This window comes from Nocardiopsis sp. NPDC006832, assembly GCF_040635885.1.
Taxonomy (GTDB): Bacteria; Actinomycetota; Actinomycetes; order Streptosporangiales; family Streptosporangiaceae; genus Nocardiopsis.
Genome location: NZ_JBEYLC010000018.1, coordinates 51,597 through 73,055 on the forward strand (window position 1 = coordinate 51,597; position 21,459 = coordinate 73,055).

General features: G+C 69.1%; 22 protein-coding genes and 1 pseudogene. 16 read left to right on the forward strand and 7 right to left on the reverse strand.

The window, feature by feature from the left end:
* Positions 1–21 precede the first annotated feature (21 nt).
* Both ABZ717_RS11360 and ABZ717_RS11365 read right to left on the reverse strand, forming a co-directional pair.
* Complete coding sequence (locus tag ABZ717_RS11360) at positions 22–1,101, reverse strand: RNA ligase (ATP) (RefSeq protein WP_358508343.1); 1,080 nt, start codon at positions 1,099–1,101, stop codon at positions 22–24.
* A gap of 61 nt (positions 1,102–1,162) precedes the next feature.
* Entirely contained in the window at positions 1,163–1,966 is an 804-nt protein-coding gene (locus ABZ717_RS11365; RefSeq protein ID WP_358508345.1) for a protein phosphatase 2C domain-containing protein, read from the reverse strand.
* A 129-nt stretch (positions 1,967–2,095) separates the two neighbouring features.
* Between ABZ717_RS11365 and ABZ717_RS11370 the strand changes: the two genes are divergently transcribed.
* The 5 genes from ABZ717_RS11370 (at position 2,096) to ABZ717_RS11390 (ending at position 7,032) form a co-directional block, all read left to right on the forward strand.
* Positions 2,096–2,635, forward strand: coding sequence for a type I-E CRISPR-associated protein Cas6/Cse3/CasE (locus ABZ717_RS11370; RefSeq protein ID WP_358508347.1), 540 nt, complete (start codon positions 2,096–2,098; stop codon positions 2,633–2,635).
* 253 nt (positions 2,636–2,888) lie between these two features.
* Entirely contained in the window at positions 2,889–4,520 is a 1,632-nt protein-coding gene (locus tag ABZ717_RS11375) for a family 10 glycosylhydrolase (RefSeq protein ID WP_358508349.1), read from the forward strand.
* Between the two features lie 100 nt (positions 4,521–4,620).
* Positions 4,621–5,934, forward strand: coding sequence for a S41 family peptidase (locus ABZ717_RS11380; protein ID WP_358508351.1), 1,314 nt, complete (start codon positions 4,621–4,623; stop codon positions 5,932–5,934).
* A gap of 37 nt (positions 5,935–5,971) precedes the next feature.
* On the forward strand, positions 5,972–6,364 hold the full coding sequence (locus ABZ717_RS11385) for a hypothetical protein (protein ID WP_358508353.1): 393 nt from the start codon (positions 5,972–5,974) through the stop codon (positions 6,362–6,364).
* A gap of 77 nt (positions 6,365–6,441) precedes the next feature.
* Positions 6,442–7,032, forward strand: coding sequence for a DUF305 domain-containing protein (locus ABZ717_RS11390; protein ID WP_358508355.1), 591 nt, complete (start codon positions 6,442–6,444; stop codon positions 7,030–7,032).
* A gap of 68 nt (positions 7,033–7,100) precedes the next feature.
* Here ABZ717_RS11390 and ABZ717_RS11395 read toward each other — a convergent pair whose 3' ends face one another.
* Positions 7,101–7,934, reverse strand: a complete 834-nt coding sequence (locus ABZ717_RS11395) for a MetQ/NlpA family ABC transporter substrate-binding protein (protein WP_358508357.1) — start codon at positions 7,932–7,934, stop codon at positions 7,101–7,103.
* Positions 7,935–8,365: 431 nt separating this feature from the next.
* Here ABZ717_RS11395 and ABZ717_RS11400 point away from each other — a divergent pair, with 431 nt between their 5' ends.
* From ABZ717_RS11400 to ABZ717_RS11430, 7 genes and pseudogenes are all read left to right on the forward strand, one after another.
* A complete protein-coding gene (locus ABZ717_RS11400; RefSeq protein ID WP_358508359.1) occupies positions 8,366–8,680 on the forward strand; it encodes a hypothetical protein in 315 nt (104 codons plus the stop codon).
* 122 nt (positions 8,681–8,802) lie between these two features.
* Complete coding sequence (locus tag ABZ717_RS11405) at positions 8,803–9,225, forward strand: hypothetical protein (protein ID WP_358508360.1); 423 nt, start codon at positions 8,803–8,805, stop codon at positions 9,223–9,225.
* 582 nt (positions 9,226–9,807) lie between these two features.
* Positions 9,808–11,073 (forward strand): annotated as a pseudogene (locus ABZ717_RS11410) (glycoside hydrolase family 6 protein); the annotation flags it as partial.
* Positions 11,074–11,209: 136 nt separating this feature from the next.
* The gene (locus tag ABZ717_RS11415; RefSeq protein ID WP_358508362.1) at positions 11,210–12,028 is read left to right on the forward strand and encodes an SDR family oxidoreductase; all 819 of its coding nucleotides are present in this window, start codon (positions 11,210–11,212) and stop codon (positions 12,026–12,028) included.
* 233 nt (positions 12,029–12,261) lie between these two features.
* Positions 12,262–12,615 (forward strand): antibiotic biosynthesis monooxygenase, encoded by a 354-nt coding sequence (locus ABZ717_RS11420; RefSeq protein ID WP_358508364.1) that lies wholly within the window; start codon positions 12,262–12,264, stop codon positions 12,613–12,615.
* 94 nt (positions 12,616–12,709) lie between these two features.
* A complete protein-coding gene (locus tag ABZ717_RS11425) occupies positions 12,710–13,936 on the forward strand; it encodes a benzoate/H(+) symporter BenE family transporter (RefSeq protein ID WP_358508366.1) in 1,227 nt (408 codons plus the stop codon).
* Between the two features lie 146 nt (positions 13,937–14,082).
* Complete coding sequence (locus tag ABZ717_RS11430; protein WP_358508368.1) at positions 14,083–15,045, forward strand: GNAT family N-acetyltransferase; 963 nt, start codon at positions 14,083–14,085, stop codon at positions 15,043–15,045.
* Between the two features lie 46 nt (positions 15,046–15,091).
* On the opposite strand, the gene ABZ717_RS11435 is transcribed toward ABZ717_RS11430, so the two are convergent.
* Positions 15,092–16,300, reverse strand: a complete 1,209-nt coding sequence (locus tag ABZ717_RS11435) for a DUF418 domain-containing protein (protein WP_358508370.1) — start codon at positions 16,298–16,300, stop codon at positions 15,092–15,094.
* A 92-nt stretch (positions 16,301–16,392) separates the two neighbouring features.
* Between ABZ717_RS11435 and ABZ717_RS11440 the strand changes: the two genes are divergently transcribed.
* Positions 16,393–17,004, forward strand: coding sequence for a TetR/AcrR family transcriptional regulator (locus tag ABZ717_RS11440; RefSeq protein ID WP_358508372.1), 612 nt, complete (start codon positions 16,393–16,395; stop codon positions 17,002–17,004).
* 91 nt (positions 17,005–17,095) lie between these two features.
* On the forward strand, positions 17,096–17,695 hold the full coding sequence (locus ABZ717_RS11445; protein ID WP_358508374.1) for an HAD family phosphatase: 600 nt from the start codon (positions 17,096–17,098) through the stop codon (positions 17,693–17,695).
* 64 nt (positions 17,696–17,759) lie between these two features.
* Here ABZ717_RS11445 and ABZ717_RS11450 read toward each other — a convergent pair whose 3' ends face one another.
* Positions 17,760–18,647 carry an alpha/beta hydrolase gene (locus ABZ717_RS11450; protein WP_358508376.1) on the reverse strand — a complete coding sequence of 296 codons (888 nt, stop codon included), beginning with the start codon at positions 18,645–18,647 and terminating at the stop codon, positions 17,760–17,762.
* Between the two features lie 429 nt (positions 18,648–19,076).
* On the opposite strand from ABZ717_RS11450, the gene ABZ717_RS11455 reads away from it, so the two are divergent.
* Entirely contained in the window at positions 19,077–19,343 is a 267-nt protein-coding gene (locus tag ABZ717_RS11455; protein ID WP_358508378.1) for a hypothetical protein, read from the forward strand.
* A gap of 104 nt (positions 19,344–19,447) precedes the next feature.
* Here the strand turns inward: ABZ717_RS11455 and ABZ717_RS11460 are convergent, their stop codons facing one another.
* Positions 19,448–19,930 carry a hypothetical protein gene (locus ABZ717_RS11460; RefSeq protein ID WP_358508380.1) on the reverse strand — a complete coding sequence of 161 codons (483 nt, stop codon included), beginning with the start codon at positions 19,928–19,930 and terminating at the stop codon, positions 19,448–19,450.
* On the opposite strand from ABZ717_RS11460, the gene ABZ717_RS11465 reads away from it, so the two are divergent.
* On the forward strand, positions 19,846–20,751 hold the full coding sequence (locus tag ABZ717_RS11465) for a Tn3 family transposase (protein ID WP_358508382.1): 906 nt from the start codon (positions 19,846–19,848) through the stop codon (positions 20,749–20,751). The two genes, ABZ717_RS11460 and ABZ717_RS11465, sit on opposite strands and share 85 nt — an antisense overlap.
* A 37-nt stretch (positions 20,752–20,788) precedes the next feature.
* On the opposite strand, the gene merB is transcribed toward ABZ717_RS11465, so the two are convergent.
* Positions 20,789–21,436 carry an organomercurial lyase MerB gene (gene merB / locus ABZ717_RS11470; RefSeq protein ID WP_358508384.1) on the reverse strand — a complete coding sequence of 216 codons (648 nt, stop codon included), beginning with the start codon at positions 21,434–21,436 and terminating at the stop codon, positions 20,789–20,791.
* Positions 21,437–21,459 lie beyond the last annotated feature (23 nt).

Consider the following 21,459-nt stretch of genomic DNA (forward strand, 5'->3'; position numbering starts at 1 on the left):
AGGCGGTCGGCCCCGGCCGCCTCACTCGTACTCGGTACCGCCCTTGCGGGTCAGGTAGACGTCGGAGACGAACTTGGCGATCGTCCGTCCCACCAGTACCTCGGAGAACCGTTCACGGGCCGGTCGGACCACCAGACCCTCACGGATGTTGGTCTCCTTCCCGCTCCAGGTCTCCTTGCCATCGGCCGCCTCGAACAGCGCCTTCTCGTCGTAGGGCCCCTCGTACAGCACGGGTACCACCGGCAGGCCCACCTCGGTGAGCACGTCGCGCAGGTCCACGGCGTCCAGCCAGACCCGCTCGCCGTCCAGGTCCAGGGCGATGTCGAACACCGCGTACCCGGGCCGGTCTCCGTGGGCGGTCTCGCCGTACTTCAGGTCCTGGACCCCGGCGCCGAACACCTCACCGAACACGCCCACCCGGCGGGCACCGAACCGACGGGCCAGCGCTCGCGCGGCCGCACCGACCGCGTGGGCGCGCACCGACCTCCAGTACAGGTTCTCGCCGTCGTCGACCAGGGCGAGGCTTCTGCCGCCCTGTCCCTTGGAGGACACGAACTCCTCGTCGGTGTCGGCCACAAGCGTGTACAGGCAGGCCGTGCCGTGGATCTTCTCCGTGGCGACGACCGGTTCCCCCGGCACGAAGACGTCGGGATGGCGCTTGACGTTCTCGATCTCGATCCAGCGCAGGAGGTCCGGCGCGGACAGCACGTCGCCGCTCATGTGGATGGGTACCTCCGGCACCCACTTGGTGACCCCGAGGTCGTCGGCGAAGTCGGTGCCGGCCTCGTGTTCGGCGGCCAGGTCCCGGCCCGCCAGCCTCGTGGGGCGGCACACGATGCCCTGGGAGACCTGACCGCGCAGCCGCACGGTCTTGACCCGGTCGGCCTTGGAACCGGCGAGGCGGCCGGCCAGCCCGAGCTCGTCGATGAGGTCCTCGGGCAGGATGGCCTGTTCCGGGATGTAGAGCGCCCACTCACCGGTCCGGTAGGCGCCCTTGGGCACGACGGCGTGGAACAGGCCGACCTTGGCCAGTTCCAGGGCGTCGGCGTTGGGGTGCGGAAGGATGGTGAGTCGCTCGGCGGTCACCCGAAGGGTGGACATGCTCGAACCTCCTGGGGGTGGTGTTCGTGTCCGGGCCACTATCGCCGAATCGGAACCGGGCTCACAAAGAGTTTTCCGTCGGTGGTGCGGGGACTCGCAGGAGGAGCGCGGTGACGTTGTCGTGCCCGCCGGCGGACAGGGCGTGGTCGACCAGGGCCCGCGCTCCGCGCAGCGGTTCCGAAGCCCGCATGGCGTCGCGCAGGGCGTCGGCGTCGGGCAGGTAGCGGGTCAGTCCGTCTGTGCTCAGCAGCAGCGTTCCGGGAACACCCGGGACGAGGCTGCGCGTCCTCGGTTCGGGGAGGTCGGCGTCGGCTCCCAGCCAGGCGGAGATGGCCCCGGAGTCGGCGGTGTCGTCACGGGTGAGCGGTAGGCCGAGTCCGTGTTCGGGGAGCCAGTGGGCGCGGCTGTCGCCGATCCACGTCACCCACAGTCCCGAAGGCCCGACCACGCCCGCGACGTAGGTACAGGCCGGAGCGGTGGGTTCGGGTCCGGCCAGCGCGGTGACCGCCCTCCCGGCGATGTGGACGGAGTCGGTCAAGGCGGTCTCGGGTACTTCGCCGACGGACAGGCGTTCGATCAGGACCCGCGCGCCGACGTCGGCGGCGAGCCGGGCCGCGCGTTCGGGTCTGGGGGACATGGACACCCCGTCGCAGACGACCCCGATCCGCCAGGGGCCCGCTTCGGTCAGGGCCAGGGCGTCGGCGTTGACCCGACGCCGACGCCCCCGGTCGGTGACCCCCGCGCCTCCTTCGACGGTGAGCTCCCCGTGGGCGTGGAAGTCCTCCTGGTCGGCGCCGCAGTCCCAGCAGTGCCCGTCGGGGGCGACGGTGCCACCGCATTCGGCGCATTCGGGTTCCTGATCCATCCGGGGATCATTCCAGGCCCGAACCGGCCCGGCCGGTCCGGACCTCTAGAGTGGAGGGTCGACGTGGCGGGGTCGGACGGCCTCGCCCCCACGAGTTCCCCGCGGGGACGAACACCGGAACGGATCTCCTTGTACCTGACCAACATCCGCCTCGACCCGTATCGCGCCACCGGAATGCAGGAGTGGACGGTGATGGGGAAGGCCGTGCGCGGGGCCGTCGAACCCGACCCGGAGGCGAAGGCCCGGGTGCTGTGGGCGCGGCTGGCCCCGGACATGCTGCTGGTCAGCTCCGACACCGCCCCTGCCTGGGGCAAACTGCCCGGCGCGGTCTCGGCCACGTTCCATCCGATGCCCCTGCACCGGGCGGGTGAGACGGTCGAGTGGGAGCTGATCTCGGCCCCCACGGAGCGGCGTGGCGAGGACGGCAAGAGCGGCAAGCGCGTCCCGGTTCCCGAGTCGGGGTTCGAGGCGTGGCTGGACCGGCGGTTGGACGGCGCGCTGGAGGTGACCTCGGTGGGGTGGAAGCACCTGGGCGGCCGGCCGGCCCGATACCACTTCGACGGGCTCGCCAGGGTGGTGGACGGCGAGCGGCTGCGTGAGCTCTCGTTGAAGGGGATCGGTGCGGGGTTGCAGACCGGGGCCGGCCTGTTGCTCACGCAGGAAGCGTAAAAACCGGGAACGGACCTTCCGCCACCGAAGCACACGATCCGACCACGACAAAAACTGACACAAGCATCCTGAATGCCACATACGCCTCATAAGACGCATTGCGACCAACCTTGCGTAGGAGTGTTGCATTCAAGGGCCAAATCATGAAGGTTTTCTCCTAAGCCCGAGCTGACCGTCGCACAGGGAACCCCGAACGGACCCACCAGGACCTTCCGGGCCCCGCCCGCACGACAGAAAGCCCAAAGGAGCAACCTTGGCGTACCCGAACCGGAACCGCCCCACGGCGCGCACCGGATCAACCACGGTTCCGATCCCCCGCACCGCCGCACGCACGGCGCTGTTCGCCGGTGCCCTGACCGCCGCACTCACCGCGGCCTTCCTGCACGCGCCCCAGGCCCTCGCGGACCCCTCCCCGGAGGGGCGGAACGCCTGCGAGACCGACCCCGAGGCGCCGCCCAAACGACAGATGCGCGCCGAGTGGATCGCCGGTGTGCAGAACATCGACTGGCCCTCCCAACAGGGTCTGAGCGCCGACGAGCAGAAGGCCGAACTGGACGGCCTCTACGACGAGGCCGTCGACAACGGCCTCAACTCGGTGTTCGTGCAGGTCAGGCCCACCGCTGACGCGTTCTGGCCCTCACCCCACGAACCGTGGTCGGAGTGGCTGACCGGAGAGCAGGGCGGCGACCCCGGGTACGACCCACTGGAGTACGCGGTCGAGGAGGCGCACGCCCGCAACCTCGAATTCCACGCCTGGTACAACCCCTACCGGGTCGCCATGCACGACGACCCCTCACAGCTGGTCGAGGACCACCCCGCCCGACAGAACCCGGACTGGGTCTTCGAGTACAACGGTCAGCTCTACTACAACCCCGGGATCCCCGAGGCGCGCGAGTTCGTGATCGAGGCGATGATGCACTCGGTGGAGAACTACGACATCGACGGCGTCCACTTCGACGACTACTTCTACCCCTATCCTGCGGAGGGGCAGGAGATCCCGGACGAGGACACCTTCGCCGAACACGGTGGCGATTTCGACGACATCGAGGACTGGCGGCGCGACAACGTCGACACCATGGTCCGGGAGATGAGCGAGGCGGTGGACGCCACCAAGCCGCACGTGAAGTTCGGCATCAGCCCGTTCGGGATCTGGCGCAACTCCTCCACCGACCCCGAGGGCTCCGAGACCAGCGGTTCGCAGTCCTACGACGACCAGTTCGCGGACAGCCGCAAGTGGGTCACCGAGGGTTGGCTCGACTACATCAACCCGCAGGTCTACTGGGAGATCGGACTCCCCGTGGCCGACTACGCGGCGTTGGTCCCCTGGTGGGAGGAGGTCGCCGCGAGCACCGACACCCACCTGTACATCGGGCAGGCCGCCTACAAGGTCGGCAACGAGGGTGCCTGGTCGGACCCGAACGAACTCTCCTCGCACCTGGACTTCAACCGCGATCACGCGGGGGTGCACGGTGACGTGTACTTCAGCGCGAACTCGCTGCGCACCAATGCCCAGGAGGCCATGGAGGTCCTGGTGGCGGACCACTACTCCAGCCCGGCGCTGATCCCGATCAAGGAGGACCTGGGCGGGGCCGCGCCCGAGTCGCCGGCGGCGAGCGCGACCGACGACGGCACGCTGGAGATCACGGCCGGCTCGAGTGAGGCCCCCGCCTACTACGCGGTGTACGGCTTCGAAGGAGAGACCGACCCGGGGCAGGGCGAGTGCGGCATCGAGGACCCGCGCAACATGCTGGGCACGGTGCGCGCCGACGCGGACGGGGCGGCGACCTTCGACGTCTCCGATGGTTCGGACACCACGTACTACGTGACCGCGTTGGACCGCCTGCACCACGAGAGCCAGGTGGGCGAAGCGGTACGGCTTCCCTAGGAACCGATTCGAAGAGCGCGTGAGGGGCCCGGTGACCACCGGGCCCCTCATGTTCGGTCGAGGTATTCCCAAAAAGCGACAGCGCTGTCATGATTTGTGAATGGCCTCCCCCACGCTCGGCACCAATCTTCGTCGGCTCGTCACCACCCTGGACGGGGCCGTCGACCGCGCCTATGAGGCCGACGGCCTCGCCTTCCGCGCCGCCTTCACCCCCGTGACCAGGGCGCTCCTTCGCCACCTGTCCCTGTCCGTGGGCGGCCTCGCCCGGGAGACCGGCATGACGCGTTCGGCCACCAGCCAGACCGTCGCCCAGATGCGCCGGCTCGACCTCCTCGTCCCGGCCGACAGCGAGGACGGTCGGGAACGGCGGGTGCGACTGAGCCCGTCCTGCCTGGAACAACTGCCCGCCGTCGAACGGCGGTGGCGACTCACCGCCGAGGCCGCCCTGGAGTTGGATCGGGAGCTGGGAACCGACCTGAACGGGACCGTCTCCGCCGCGCTGGACGTCCTGGAGCGGCGCCCCTTCCTACCGCGGGACTCCGGCGGGTCCGACGCGGAGGGGATCGACACGCCCGCCCTGGTGGACGAGGTGGCGGACCTGGTCGAGAGGAACTACGTCCACCCGGAGATCGCGTCGCGGGCCGCGGCCGGGCTCCGTGGCCGTGCCCTCGGCGAAGCGCGTTCGCTGCCCGCCGTGGCGGCCGCCCTCACCGAGGTGCTGCGCCCGTACGACGGCCACTTCCGGGTGGTGCCCACCGCCGAGATCCGCCGCCGGGACCGCCGTTCACGAGCCCGGGTGGACGACGTGGGGTTCGACGTCACCGAAAGGGAGGGTGTGCTCGTGGTGGACGTCGCCGAGTTCACACACCTGGCTCCCGAAACCGAGTCGGGGCGACGGCTGACCGAACTCGCCCGGGAACGACTGCGGCCCCTGGCTGAGGCCGAGGCCGTCGTGTTCGACCTGCGAGGCACCCCGGGAGGCGCTCCCAGCATGGTGGAGTTCCTGATCGACCACCTGGTGCCCGACACCCCGGTCGAGGTGGTCGCCTTCCACCCGCGCGACGGCGAGGTGTGGCGGTCGTGGACTCCGGCGGATCCGGAGAACACCCGTCGCCCGGACGTACCGGTGTGCGTGCTCGTGGACGCGGGCACGGCCTCGGCCGCGGAGAGCTTCGCGCTGGCCCTGCGCACACTGGGACGTGCCATCTTGGTGGGGCACCGGACCGCCGGCGCGGCCAACCCCGGGGACTACTTCGCCGCCTCATCGGGTCTGAGCGTGTTCGTCTCCACCGGAGCCCCCAGGGATCCACGTAGCGGGCAGGGCTGGGAGGGAACGGGCCTGGAACCCGATCTGGCCTGCCACGCGCCCCTGGCCCTGGACCACGCGCTGACACACTTGCGCGGACACCCCTGATCCCATACCCCGGTGGGGTACGGGTAGGGTGATGCCCATGTCGAGATCCGAACGGCGGCAGCAGGGCACGGGACGCGCGTGGGCGCGCGTCCTGGCGCTGGTCGCGCTGGTGTTCGGACTCGGAGCCATGCACACGCTGGGACACGTCCAACACGAGGCCCACGCAGCCGCGGGTCCGGCGGCCGCCCATGACGTGATGGGGAACGCCGTGGCGGAATCCTCCTCGGACCTGCCCGAGCTCGACCCCACCTCGCTCTGTCTGACCGTCGGGGCCTTCACCGTCTCCCTGCTCGGGGTGGCCACCGTCGCGTTCCACCGTTGGCCGGATGAACCGATCCCGTCCACGGGGCCGACGCGTCGGCCGTCCCCGCTCTTCCCACCGGCTCCGGACGATCCCTCTCCGGTTCGCTTACAGGTTCTGCGCGTCTAGATGCCCGCGGACGCCGACTCCGTCGGCCCGTCCGCTCGCCATGCGTGTACCAGCTGAACCCGGAAGACGAGGAACCGATGACCTTCGACAAGCGTGCCCTGAACCACCGTGCCCTGGCCGTGGCCTTGGCCACCGTCCTGTTCGCCACCTCCTGCGGCGAAGCCGAGACGGAGACCGACACCCCGGAGAGCCAGGGGCAGGTCACCGAACACACCGACGCGGACGTGCACTTCGCACAGATGATGATCCCGCACCACGAGCAGGCCGTGGAGATGTCCGACCTCGCCGACACCCGAGCCGGTGACGAGGTCCGGCCCCTGGCCGAACAGATCCGGGCCGCCCAGGGGCCGGAGATCGAACAGATGGAGACGCTCCTGGACGGCTGGGGCGCCGAGGTCGATCACGACATGGACCACGCCGAGATGGACGGAATGCTCTCCGAGGAACAGATGGCCGAGTTGGAGTCCGCCGAGGGAGACGAATTCGACGCCTTGTTCCTGGACTTCATGGTCCTGCACCACGAGGGCGCCGTCTCGATGGCCCGAACCGAGCTCGACGAGGGTGTGGATCCCCAGGCCCGGGAGTTGGCCCAGGAGATCATCGACGCCCAGGAGGAGGAGATCGCGCACATGAACGACCTGCTCGGCGAGGACGGCCGCGAGCACTGATTTCGGGCGACGAATGACGACGTCCCGGGCCCGTGCGGGTCCGGGACGTCGTGACGCCGTTCGGGGGGTCAGCCGGCGGTGGCCGGGATGACGCTGCCCTCGTAGGTCTCCTCGATGAAGCGCACCGTCTCCGGGGAGGTCAGCAGGTCGACCAGCACCTCGATCCGGGGATCGTCGGTGTTGTCGGTGCGGGAGGCGAGGATGTTCACGTACGGGTTGCCCTCGAACTCCTCCAGCAGGATCGAGTCGTTCTCGAAGTCCAGCCCGGCTTCCTGCGCGTAGTTGTTGTTGACGATCGCGGCGTCGACGTCGTCCAGCGAACGGGGCAGCTGGGCGGCCTCCACCTCACGGAAGTCAAGGTCGCGCGGGTTCTCCTCGATGTCGGAGAGACTGAAGGCGGCCTCGTCGATGCCCTCGGCCAGAGTGATGAGCCCGCTCTCCTCCAACAGCAGGAGCGCCCGGAACTCGTTGCTGGGGTCGTTGGGCAGCGCGACCTGGGAACCCTCGGCCAGGTCGGCGATGTCGTCCACGGACTTGGAGTACAGGCCCAGCGGCGGCAGGTAGATCTGCTCGACCGCGACGAGGTCGGTGTCGTTGCCCTCGTTGTACTCCAGCAGGAACGGCTCGTGCTGGTAGAGGTTGACGTCGAGTTGGCCCTCCGCGAGCGCGGCGTTGGGCGCGATGTAGTCGGAGTACTCGTGGATCTCCAGGGCGAGACCCGCTTCGGCGGCGAGTTCTGACTCGACGAACCGGAGGATGTCGCCGGCGGGGACGGCGGTGGCCCCCACGGTGAGGGTTTCCTCACCCTCGGCGGCCTCCGTGTTGTTCTCGGAGGGGGCACCACAGGCACTCACCGCGAGCAGGGCCAGGGCGGCGGGGACGGCGAATACGGCGCGACGCATGGGAGTCCTTCGAGTGTGACGTGTACGTACGAGTTCGGGTGGTTTTCCTACCTTTTAAGTATTAAATAAAGGTTAACCCGAGAAGTCCAGACCCAGTGACCAAGCGCACATGCCCTGACCTGCCCGAAGAGGGTGTCCGCCCCTGAATCCTCGCGATCGGGGCGGCGTTGGATCACCCGGTTTCGGATACGCACCGTGTTCACCGGATCGAAGCGCTCGCCCCCTACGACGCCTCCCCCACCGACGGGTCCGGGGAGAACGGATCCGCCCGAGTGGCGGGGGTCCGGAGGTTCGCGCGCCCCGTGACGCCCTGGGGCACCATTCGACCCCACGACCCCCGCCGCCCCTTACCGTCTACTTACCCCGGGTGAGCAGACTTGCCGTTGACGGCACCAGGACAGGGGCGTGCCCCCAGGGATGGAACGAGGACAATGCTCTCCGACGTGTTCGAGTGGTTCAAGGGGTTGTTCGGTGACACCGCCGGCGATCTGATCGACGGGGCCAGTGGCGCCGCAGACGAGGCCGGGGCCGCGGTCGAGGGCCTGGGCGATGGCGCCGTCGGCGAGTTCGCCCAGGACAGCGGCCTGGACACCGTGGCCCAGGAGGCCCAAGAGGGCGCCCTGGGAGAGGTCACCGAGACCGCCCAGGGCTTCCAGGAGCAGGCCGAGACATTGGGCGGGATCGCCGAGGACCCAATGGGCGCCGCCGCCGACGGGATCCGCGGCCACATCACCGACGAGAACTGACGCCCCCGCCCTCGCCCGTCCTGCCGATACTCGGCGCGCGGGGGCGACTTCCGGGCGACGATCCGCGTAGCATTCCGACTACCCTCGGTCATCACCGATCGTCGAAAAGTCAGGGAGCTCCCATGAAGTCGCCCGTCAGCCCGCACCAGATGGTCCTGCGCCTCGCCACGGGTGCCTCCATCCTCAACTCCGGACTGAGCAAGCGCGGGGCCGACGAGGACACCGCGATGGGGGTGCACGGCATGGCGGTCGGCACCTACCCCTTCCTCGACAAGGTCGACCCGGTCAGTTTCACCCGGGCGCTGTCGGCCGGGGAGATAGCCCTGGGCACCGCCCTCCTCCTCCCCCTCGTCCCCAACAAGCTGGCCGGGGCCGGGCTGAGCGCGTTCGCCGCGGGCCTGCTCGGCCTGTACCTGCGCACGCCCGGCATGCACAAACCCCGCAGCCTGGCCCCGACCGATGAGGGCCTGGGCCTGTCCAAGGACCTCTGGCTGTTGGGCGCGGGGCTGTCCCTGGTGCTGGAGAGCTGCGAGCGTCGACGCTGAACCCCCGTTCGTCGACATGTGGCCTGCGCCGCCGGCGCACCGCTCGGAAGCACCGCGTGGCCATCCGGCGACTCCCGGTTATTACTGAACGGTCATAAATCAACCACTCACCTGCGATTACACAAACAGGTATCGAGTACCAGAAATATCTGCTTCATATGGTATTTACATATCACCATTGAATGACTACGGTTCTGGAAAGCGATCGGGTTCGACACCGCCCCCGAGAACAGCGTGAAAACCCGTTCGCCCACCTTACAAAGCAGCACTGCAAGGAAATTTCGATCCCCTGGCTGGGAGCGCTCCCAGCACTCCCAGTCAGCCCATCCCCCCTTCCCCTTCCACATCCACCCAGGTCAACGTCAGAGACCCCGGAACTCTCCGGCGCCGGCCGTGAACGAAGCCTCGTCCCCTCGACGCTTCGTTCGCATCGGGTGGATTCACCCCCCGCTCACTCTTGAGGAAGAAATCGAGATGACAGAAAACCGTGCCGTGAAAAGGACCCGATGGGTCCGTGGTGGACTGGCCGTGGCCGCCGGATTCGGCCTCGTGCTTTCCGGATCCCACGCACTCGCCGCCGCCGAACGCGTCGAGAACCCCTACGTCGGCGCCGACGTCTACGTGAACCCGATCTGGTCGGCCAACGCCGCGGCCGAACCCGGTGGCGAGGCCATCGCCGACCAGCCCACCGGTGTGTGGATGGACCGCATCGGAGCCATCGAGGGCAACGACAGCCCCACCACCGGCGACATGGGACTGCGCGACCACCTGGACGAGGCGGTGGAACAGGCCGCCGGGGAACCCCTGGTCTTCCAGCTGGTCGTCTACAACCTGCCCGGCCGCGACTGTGCCGCGCTCGCCTCCAACGGCGAGCTGGGCCCGGACGAGATCGACCGTTACGAGTCCGAGTACATCGACCCGATCGCGGAGATCCTCGCCGACTACGAGGACACCTCGCTGCGCGTGGTCACCACCATCGAGATCGACTCACTGCCCAACCTGGTCACCAACATCTCCCCGCGGGAGACCGCCACCCCCGAGTGCGACGAGATGCTCGCGAACGGCAACTACGTCAACGGGGTCGGCTACGCCCTCGGACGGTTGGGCGCCATCGAGAACGTCTACAACTACGTGGACGCCGGCCACCACGGCTGGATCGGTTGGGAGGACAACTTCAGAGCCTCGGCCCAACTGTTCTACGAGGCGGCCAACGCCAACGGGGCCTCCCCCGACGACGTGCACGGCTTCATCGCCAACACCGCCAATTACTCGGCTCTGGAGGAGGACAACTTCGCCATCACCGACCAGGTCAACGGCACGAGCGTGCGCGAGTCGCAGTGGGTGGACTGGAACAACTACACCGACGAGCTCTCGTTCTCCCAGGCCCTGCGCGACGAGCTCGCCTCCATCGGGTTCGACTCCGAGATCGGCATGCTGATCGACACCTCCCGCAACGGCTGGGGCGGCCCCGACCGTCCCACCGGTCCGGGCCCGGAGACCGACGTCGACGCCTACGTCGACGGCGGCCGCTACGACCAGCGCATCCAGTCCGGTAACTGGTGCAACCAGTCCGGTGCGGGTCTGGGTGAGCGACCCACCGCCGCCCCCGAGCCGGGCATCCACGCCTACGTGTGGATGAAGCCTCCGGGCGAGTCCGACGGCTCCAGCGAGGAGATCCCGAACGACGAGGGCAAGGGCTTCGACCGGATGTGCGACCCGACCTACGAGGGCAACCCGCGCAACGGCAACAACATGAGCGGTGCCCTGCCGGACGCTCCGGTCTCGGGCCACTGGTTCTCCGCACAGTTCCAGGAGCTGCTCGCCAACGCCCACCCGCCGGTCGAATAGGAGGGATGGACGCCTTCCCGGGTCCGGGCGCCCGCACATCCCACGGGGTGTGCGGGCGCCCGCCGTGTGCCCCGCTCGCCCCGAAGATGGCTACCGTGGAGTAGGTCTCACCCCGCCTCGACCCGAAGGGCCCACCATGTCCTCCCCCATCTCCCCCGCCACCCGCCGAACAGCACTGGTCACCGGGGCGTCCTCCGGGATCGGCGCGGCCGTGGCCGCCGCCCTGGTCGAGCGCGGCTACCGCGTATTCGGTACCAGCCGTGCACCGGAGAAGGTCACCACGCCGATCGCCGGGGTCGAATACCTGGCCCTGGACCTGACCGACTACGCGTCCGTGGCGGCGTGCGCGGAGGCCGCCGGTGACGTGGACGTCCTGGTCAACAATGCCGGGGAGAGCCAGAACGGGCCCATCGAGGAGCTCCCGATGGACGCGGTGGAGCGGGTATTCCGGCTCAACGTGTTCGGGGCGGTCCACCTCACCCAGCTACTGCTGCCGGGGATGCGCGCACGCGGGTACGGGCGCGTGGTGATGGTCGGGTCGATGCTGGCGAGTTTCCCGTTGGCGTTCCGATCCTCGTACGTGGCGACGAAGGCGGCCATCAAGGGGTTCTCGGACGCCACGCGGCGCGAGGTGTCCCCGTTCGGGGTGGGGGTGACCACCGTGGAGCCGGGTTCGATCAGCACCGGGATCAGCGAACGCCGCACACAGTACGTGTCCGAGGGTTCCTCGTTCGAGGACGAGTACCGCACCATGGTGAACACGCTCAACGCCAACGAGGCCAAGGGCATCTCGGCGGAGAAGGTGGCCGCGACCGTGGTCCGGGCGATCGAGGCTCGTTCGCCCCGGCCGCTGTACGCGGTGGGCAGCAACGCGCCCCTGGTGTTCGCGCTGCGAAGGCTGCTGCCGAGTTCGGTGATGCTGCGGATCGTGGCCCGCAAGCACGGTCTGCGCTGAGTCCACGCCCCCGGTCATAAGCGTCCTGAAAGCAGGGCGGAGCATAATCGGACGTGGAACAGGGCGAACATGCGGCCGGCGACCACGAGAACGCCAATCGGTGAGACGACGAATACCCCCACGCGCACGAGCGATCCGGGGCCGGGGCGCGCGAGACCGTTCCCCGGCCCCGCGCTCGAAAGGCACCCCTTAGGTTGGCCTCAGCGGTTGTCGAACCGAACCGAGGAGTAAGCGTGACCAGTGTCGTCAAGTTCAACGTCCTGACCGTCCCCGAGGGCGAGGGGGCCACCCTGGAGGGGCGCTTCGCCAAACGCGCGGGCCTGGTGGAGGGTCAAGAGGGCTTCGAGGAGTTCCAGCTCCTGCGCCCGGTCGAGGGCACCGACAAGTACCTCGTCTACACCCGTTGGCGGTCGGAGGAGGACTTCCAGAACTGGGTGAACGGCCAGGACTTCAAGAAGGGCCACGCCAAGGCCGCCGCGGACGCCGACAAGGACGGGCACGCGCACGGCGGGCACGGTGGCCCGGCCGCGACCAACAGCGAGATCTGGGGCTTCGAGGTCGTCCAGCACGTGGTCGCCAAGGGCTGAGGTTCCCCACCCGCGGTACCGGCCATCGTGGCCAACGGGCATTCGGTGGGGGCGCCGCGCCCTCACCGATGTTCGGACGACAGGATGGACCTCCATGAGGAAGTTCGCCCGTCGTGTCCGGTACGCCTTCGCCCCGTCCGCCGTGGCCGCCGGACTCATCGCCGTCCTGGTCGGGGTGACCAGCTCCGCCGCGATCGTGTTCACCGCCGCCGAGGCCGCGGGTGCCTCCCCCGGAGAGACCGCGTCCTGGATGCTGGCGTTGGGTGTGGGCATGGCCGTGACCTGCGTGGGCCTGTCCCTTCGGTACCGGGCCCCGGTGGTGACCGCCTGGTCGACCCCGGGTGCCGCGTTGTTGGCGGTCGGTCTGGACGGGGTGACCATGGCCCAGGCGGTGGGCGCCTTCCTGTTCTCCGCCGCGCTCATCACCCTGAGCGGGGTGACCGGCTGGTTCGAGCGGGTCATGGACAGGATCCCCGTCCCTCTGGCCGCCGGGTTGTTGGCCGGCGTGCTCCTACAGTTCGGGATCGGCCTGTTCAGCAGTATGGAGGGCGACTTCGCGGTGGTGTTCGCGATGTTCGCCACCTACCTGGTGTGCCGGAGGTGGCTGCCCCGGTACGCGGTGCTGCTGTCGCTGCTCGCCGGTGGCCTGGCCGCCGCCTTCGAGGGTTCGTTGCACCTGGGTTCGGTGGACCTCGCCCTGGCCACCCCGGTCTTCGTGGCACCGGAGTTCTCCTGGCAGGTGTTGGTGAGCGTCGGCCTGCCCCTGTTCGTGGTCACGATGGCGTCGCAGAACCTGCCCGGGGTGGCGGTGTTGCGCGGCGACGGCTATCAGGTGCCGATCTCGCCGGTGATCGCGTGGACCGGGGCGACCAACCTGGTCCTGGCCCCGTTCGGCTGTTACGGCATGAACCTGGCGGCGATCACCGCGGCGATCTGTACCGGCCCGCAGGCCCACCCCGACCGGGACCGCCGCTTCCTCGCCGGGGTGTGGGCCGGGGTGTTCTACCTGGGTGTCGGGGTGTTCGGCGCGACCGTGGCGTCCCTGTTGGCCACGCTGCCCTCCTCACTGATCCTGGCCATCGCGGGGCTGGGGCTGCTGGGCACCATCGGTGGTTCGCTGGCTTCGGCGACGGCCGACACGGAAGCGCGCGAGGCCGCGGTCGTGACCTTCCTGGCGACGGCGTCGGGGTTCACCCTGTTCGGTGTGGGTTCGGCGTTCTGGGGCCTTCTCGCCGGGGTGCTCACCCTGGTGATCACCCGGTGGGGCCGACGAAGCGACGCCGAAAAAGCCCTTGCCCAGCGGGAAAAGCGTGCGCTATAACTGATTTTCCGCACCGAACGACGGTGCGAGCCCACGACGTGAAGGGAGGCGTTCCCGATGTTCCGCATGATCACCGCGTCCGCTTCCGAGGTCGGCTTCCGACGCTGACCAGGGTGACGGCGGGCGCACCACACGAAGGTGAAGCCTTGACCGTTCTTCCGAACGACCTGACCATCCGCACCATCACCGGTCCCGAGGAGCTCGACCTCTTCAACCGGTTCCCCTACGCCCTCAACGACGAGTTCCCGGTCGACATGGCCCAGGGCCGTCGCCGCCCGCGGTGGATGTGGGTGGCCACCCACGGCGACCGTCTCATCGGCCGCCTGTCCTGGTGGTGTCGTGACCAGGACGACCACCCCCTCCTGATGGACGTGTTCGACGTCGTGGACGCCCCCGACGTGGATCGGGTCGCCGTGGCCGAGCACCTGGTGCGCACCGCGGCCGCCACCGTCCTCGGTGAGGGCACGATCTGGCCCGAGTACCTGCGTTTCCTTCCGGCCGACTGGCGTGAGGACCCCGAACAGCGGCCCATGGTCGAGGACCTGATGGCCGCCTTGGAGAAGACCGGGGGTCGGCCGCTCACCGAGCGGCTGCGCTTCGAGTGGCGGGAAGGTTCCCGCGAACCCGTGGTCGGCGACCGGCTCCGGTTCCGCGAGATCACCGACACCACGGAGATCCTGGACCTCATGGTCCGGGCCCTGGACGGCACCTTGGACCGCCACGACCAGGCCGACCTGCGGGAGAAGTCCGCGCGCGAGGTCGCCGAGGCCAACTTCGCCGACGAGTTCGCCGCCTACACCACGCCTCGTTCGTGGTGGCGGGTGGCGGCGCTGCCCGACGGCGAACCGGTCGGGTTCGTCATCCCGGCCCGCAACGCCTACCATCCGATCATCGCCTACATCGCCGTGCTTCCCGAGCACCGTGGCAACGGGTACATCGACGACCTGCTCGCCGAGGGCGGTCGCGTGCTGCGGGAGACGGGCGTGGACCACGTTCGGGCCGCCACGGACCTGGGCAACGTACCGATGGCCCGTGCCTTCGAACGCGCCGGTTACGACACCATCAGCGGGATGGTCACCATGGTGTGGAACGAGCACTCCCCCGCCTGACGACATGTGGGTGGGTCGTCCACGGACGACCCACCCGGGTTCCGATTCAGCCCCGTGGCACCGGATCCCGACCCTCTGAGGGGATCGGTTCGGCCTTCCCACCGGGTCCATAGGTCATCCGGCGCAGGAAGGTCTCCGCGGGGCCGCGCACACCGAACCGGTCCATGATGGCCGCGATCACCACGGTGACCGCCCAGACCGCCGCGCCGAGCAGCACCGCCTGGGCGTCGTCGAGTCCCGCGCCGATGTTCAGCGTGTACGGCATGAGGAGCGCGACCCAGGCCACGGACTGGAGCAGATAGCAGGTCATCGACCGCTGCCCGGTGGCGGCGAGCGCCCGTACGAGGGGCCCGCGGCGGTCCCCGATGGCGACGGCGAGCACCGCGATGAGCGCGGCGTACCCGAATCCACCGGCGTATCCGGACACCACGTGCAGCCACTTGACGGCGATCGACAGGACCGGGTCGGGCTGCCAGACCCGCACCATGACGAACATCTGGGGCAGGGCGCCGATCACGGCGGCGACGATGCCCACCAGGGCGACCCGACGCAGGAACCGCAGGTGTCGTTCGGGTTCCTCCATGAGACGTCGACGTGCCGCCCAGACCCCGACGGTGAAGGGCAGGACCGAGATGCCGAGCATGAGCACGGTCATCACCGGCCAGATGGCGAGCCGCATGATCAGGTCCGTCAGCGGGGTGACCTCCATGGCCTGCTGTTGGGCGTCGCTCGCGGAGAGGCCGGCCTCGAACACCGCGTACACCAGCGTTCCCACGGACGCCCAGGCCAGACCGGTGGCGAGCAGACGCCGGTCGGTACGGTGCAGCACCCCCGCCAGTAGGAGGGCGATGAGCCCGTAGACCGCGATGATGTCCCCGTAGAAGAGGAGCAGGGTGTGCAGGAAGCCGATGACGACCATCCAGCGGCCACGTCGGCGCACGAGGGAACGCACCCACGGCCAGGGGCGGCCCTCGGCGGTTCGGCGCAGGTAGATCTGGGCGAGCCCGTAGCCGAACAGAGCGGCGAACATCGGGTAGCCGCGAGACTCGGCGAACAGGGTCATGAACGCGGTGACCGTGGTGTCCAGGGTTCCGACCAGGTCGAGGCCCTCGCCCGTACCGGCGATCTGGCGGAACATGTGGGCGTGCACGGTGGCGATGACCAGCAGCATGAAGCCGCGGGCGAGGTCGGGAGCGAGGGAGCGTCGGGCCGGTGGGGTACCCGTCGTCCCAGGTGGTGATGGCGTGCCGTTCATGGGTGACTCCGTTCCTCGGCGCCTCACTAGGCTACGATGGCGTATCTTATGTGATCACACGATACGCGATCGTTTCTTATGAACGGACGTACATGAATGACCACAAGCGGCCGGCCGCCAAGACCACGCGCCGGCGCGGTCGGGAACTCCTCGACGCCATCCACCAGGCCGTACTCCTCGAAGTCGCCGAGACCGGTCTGCCCGGCCTCACCATGGAGGGGATCGCCCGTCGCGCGGAGACCGCCAAGACCTCGCTCTACCGGCGCTGGACCTCGCCGGAGGACATACTCATCGAGGCCCTCCGGGAGCGCTACCCGCGTGAGAACCCCACGGCCGACGCCGGCGGCCTACGAGAAGACCTGGTCGCGGCGATCGGACTCATGCGCGAACTCATGGGCGATCGGATCCTGGGACCCGCGATGCTGGCGGTGAACTCCGAGGCCATGGTGCGTCCCGAACTCCACCGGCGGATGTGGACGGAGGTGTACGACCCTCAGGGCGAACGCTTCACCCGGCGCGTGATGGAGCACTACGCCGCCCTCGGGCACATCGACCCGGCCAGGGTCAACGACCTCACCGCCGACATCGGCGAGTCCCTGATGTTGAAGTACGCCGTGGACCACCCCGGCGAGCTCCCACCGAAGGGCTACGAGGAACGGATCGTCGACGAGGTCCTGCTGCCCGTCCTGGGAGTACGGTCCTGACCACACGAAGACGCCCCACACCCGGGTTGGCGGGGGTGGGGCGCGGGTAGGGAGATCCTTTGTACTCGATCTCGAATCCTGGGGGAAGCCCGTGAACGCCGTGCTGTTCGACATGTTCGGTGTGGTCGCCATGGACCAGTCGGTGAAGGTCCGCGAACAAATGGTGGAGTTCTCCGGCCACGACCACGACTCCTTCTGGGAGGCCTACTGGGCGCGGCGGCAACCCTATGACCGGGGCGACCTCGATGGTCCCACGTACTGGAAGACGGTCGGTGAGCGTCTGGGCGCTCCCTTCACCCCCGAACAGGTGGAGCACCTGATCACCCTGGACCTGGACAGCTGGTCACGGATCAACGACGAGTCCGTCGAGGTGGTGCAGGGGCTGGCCGCGTCGGGCAGAGCCGTCGGGTTGCTGTCGAACATCCCCGAAGACCTCGCGAAACGGTTCGAGGAACGCTTCCCCGAAGTGCTCGACCTGTTCCCTGTGCTGGGGTTGTCCTGCCGGATCGGGCACGCCAAGCCCGAGACCGCGGCCTTCGAGTGGTGTCTGGAACGGTTGGGGTCCCCCGCCGAGGGCGTCCTGTTCGTGGACGACAACGCCACCAACGTGGCGGCCGCGCGGGACCTGGGGCTGCGGGGGCACCGATTCACGACGGTGTCCGACCTACGATCGGCGCTGGCGCACGGATGAGCCCCCGCGGCGGTACTCCCGGCGCGTCCGGTGGAAGCCGGACGCGCGGCTCGGCGGTCGGTTCTCAGGCGTCGAACTCGCGGAGGAGTTCGGCGACCTTCTCTGGCTGCTCGTAGAGGGACAGGTGCCCGGCGCCCTCGATGGTGCGCACCTGGGTGTGCAGGAAGCGGCGGGCCGGTCCGTGCAGTCGCGCGGGTGAGAAGAACGGGTCGTGCGACCCGGTGGCCACGGTGACCGGGGTTCCGGCCCAGGCCCTGAAGAACTCCCCGTACAGAGGAGTCGGTGTGGAGTTGGTGCGGCAGTGGCGGGCCACCAGCGTCAGCCACTCGGCCTCGGAACGGTACTCGGCGCAATCGGTGTCCGTGGACGGACCGCTGAGGAACTCGATCAGTCGGGTGCTGTTCTGCTCGTTGGGGTGGATCATCCACGGCAGGGTGACGCGCATCGACTCCGAGCTGACCCCGGCGGCCGTCAACCCGGCGGGGTTGAGCAGCATCAGTCCGGCGACCAGCGGGCTCGGGGTCGAGGACAGCGCGATCGCGGCGCCCCGGGAGTGTCCCAGGAGGATGACCGGGCGGTCGGTGATCTGCGGTAGGAGTTCGTCGAGCCACTCACCGTAGGCCTCCGTCCGGGAACCGGCGTTGCGCTTGTTGCAGCTCAAGCCCGGCTGTCCCGGAGGGTCGACCAGCAGTACCGGCCGGTCCGCGGCGAGCGCGCGGGCGGCGGGGACCGTGGTGGCGGCGTTGAAGTTGGTGCCCGACAGGACCAGGACCGGGGTTCCGGACCCGCCCAGGGCACGAAAGGCCTGTGTGGGCCCCAGGCCGGTCTCCACGGGTGGGAGGGGCCCGAGGTCGGGCCACCGGCTCAGGGCCTTGTGACACCAGGCGTGCACGGAACGCTCGGCGTTCTCGGAGCGATAGACGCGCGCGGCGCGACGGGGGACAACGGTCATGGATCTGATTTCGCGTAGAGAGCTGAGGTGTTCGCCGACCTGATTTCCCGGCGCACCAAGAGAGGACTGTACGCCTCTGCCGGGCGCCTGGCCACTTCAGAGGGCGAGCCCCCGAAAAGGTGTCGCCCGGCAGTGGCGTCCAGCGGATTCATACCCCCGCCGAAGTGCCCATTGGTGGGCATGTTCTCCCTGGTACGGGGGTCGATGATCCCGACCGGAAACGGTCATCGAGCCCCAAAGAGGTTTATTTTCGACTCTGATCGGTCGATACCGGAATCGGCCCTGTGATGGGCTTTCTCGATGATCGGATGAACCATCGACGGGAAACGGTCTCCACGGTGATTTGGGGTCCGAGTAGGAACGGAACGGTGAGTCCCGACAGCTGTCACATCTGTTGACACCCGTAGTGGGACACGCCACCCTGTCGGCATGGACGGTGACGCGGTGGACTTCGTCAGAGCCGACGTGGAGCGGGTGTGCGCGGAGTTCGCGGACTTGGCCCCGGCGGTGCGGCTGCGCAAGCTCGCCGAGCTGCGAGCGGTCTTGGACCAGACCCTTGACCAGGCGACGGCCGCGGCGATGGGCGACGCCCGATCCGAGGGGTGGGGACTGCGCCGTATCGCGGCGTTCTCGTCCGTCTCCCACGAGCAGGTACGGCGCACCCTCGCCGCAGCAAGCGAGGGTTCCCAGGAGTGAGGGGCCCTACTGGGGGGCGGACAAGATACGCCGGAAAGGGGCAACGGGCATCTTCAGGCCGCACTCCCGAAGGTCCGGCAACAGGACAAGTAACCCGTGAGTAGCTACGTGGTCAGGGTTGTTCTCCCAGGCCCAGTTCGCGCCCGGTCGGGCACGGGTAGGTCGTTTCGCAGGTCAGGCAGCGCCGCTCGCGCTCTCGTAGAGGTAGCAGGCGTGCAACTCGCGCTGGGCCTGGAGCAGGACCAGCCGGCCTCGGCCACGGCCTCCATGGCGGCGTCGGTGCGCGGCGCCTGGGCCAGGAGCTGGCGCTGGACGTGGTCCTCGGCCCGCAGGGCGGGGTGGGTGTAGGTGGCGGCGTCGCACTCGTCCAGGCCGAACACGTCCAAGGCGTTGGCGTAGTACAGGGCCGTCCACAGCGCCTCGGCCGGGACGAGCCAGGTGGTCGCGTCGGGGGCTTGGCCGTGCAGGGCGTCCGCCAGTTCCTGGAGGGCGGCCGGGAGCGGTGGCGGGGTGGGGTCGGTGCGGGCAAGGGTATCCAGCAGGGCGGCGAGGTGGCGGGGGTCAACGGCGACGGTCTCGTGGAACACGCGGGGGTTCTCCTTCTTCGGGGGAGGGGGTGTCAGATGCTGATCATCAGCCGGTGGCCGGTGGGCAGCACGCCTTCTCCGACATGGTCTTCGGCATCTTCAAGATGCTCGGCTACCGCTTCTCCCCGCGCTTCAAGGACCTGGAGGACCAGCGGTTCTGGAAGGCCCAGATGCCCGGCGCCGAGGCGGCGGGCGGGTACGGGCCGCTGGAGGCGCTGGCCCGCAACAAGGTCAATGTGAAGAAGGTCCTCACGGCCTGGCCGGACATGCTGCGGGTGGCCGGCTCGCTGGTCACCAACCAGGTTCGGGCCTACGACCTGCTGCGGATGTTCGGCCGCGAGGCCCACCCCACCCCGCTGGGGCAGGCGTTCGCCGAGTACGGGCGGATCGCCAAGACCCTGCACCTGCTCGCCGTCGTCGACCCGATCGACGACACCTACCGGCGGCAGATGTACAAGCAGCTCACCGTCCAGGAGTCCCGCCACAAGCTCGCCCGCGACATCTGCCACGGCAAGAAGGGCACCATTCACCAGGCGTACCGCGACGGGATGGAGGACCAGCTCGGCTCGCTCGGCCTGGTCCTCAACGCCGTGGTGCTCTGGACCACGCGGTACATCGACGCAGCGGTCGCCCAGCTGCGGGCCGAGGGCCACGAGATCCGGGACGAGGACGTGGCACGGCTGTCCCCTCTGAAGCACAAGAACCTCAACGTCCTGGGCCGCTACAGCTTCACCGCCTCCACCCCGGCGGGCGGCGGTCTGCGGCCGCTGCGCGACCCGGAAGCGGTCGAACTGGACGAGGACGACGACGGTCAGGAGTGAGCCTGTGGTCGTCCTCGGGCTGTCCGGCAAGCGGGGGTCAGCGGCAGCACCCGGCCTGGTCCGGGTCCTGGAACGTGGTGGTGAGCGGGCGGCCGACGGCGAGGGCCTGCTCCACGCGCACGGCGGTGGCCTGGGGGTGCTGGGCCAGCCACGGAGCGGCGGCCCCGGCGGAGGCGAAGAAGTGAACCAGGTTGCAGAACGCCGAGCGCACGGACGTCATGTCGTCGGGGATGACGAGGGAAACGACCGCGGTGGCCGGCTCAAGGTCCCTGATCCGGTCGTCCTCCACGGTGAGCCGGACGGGGGTGCCGGTGGTGTGGCAAGGGGAGGTGACCTGGGCGGGGCGGCCCAGGACGGTGGGGAACATCAGGGTGTCCAGGGCGCACCAGGTGTACAGCTGGCGTCCGTCGACGGTGAAGCGGTGCGGGGTAGGGCTGAGGGTGATGCCACTGCCGACGATGCGGCCGACCGGGTCGTATTCGGTGTCCGGCAGCGTGGTCAGTGCCTCGCGGATCTCTTCTTCGCTCCGGCCGGTGGCGTCGGCGAGGTCGCCGGTGGTGACGGGCCGGCCCTGGCTGAGGAGTTTCAGCAGGGCGCGCCACAACCACGGGCGGGTCTGTGCGCTGCTCGCGGCGCTGAAGGCCCGGGTGAGCCGGTTGGCGAGCTGGCCGGGATCGACGTCCATAGTGTCGTGCCTTTCAGGGGGAA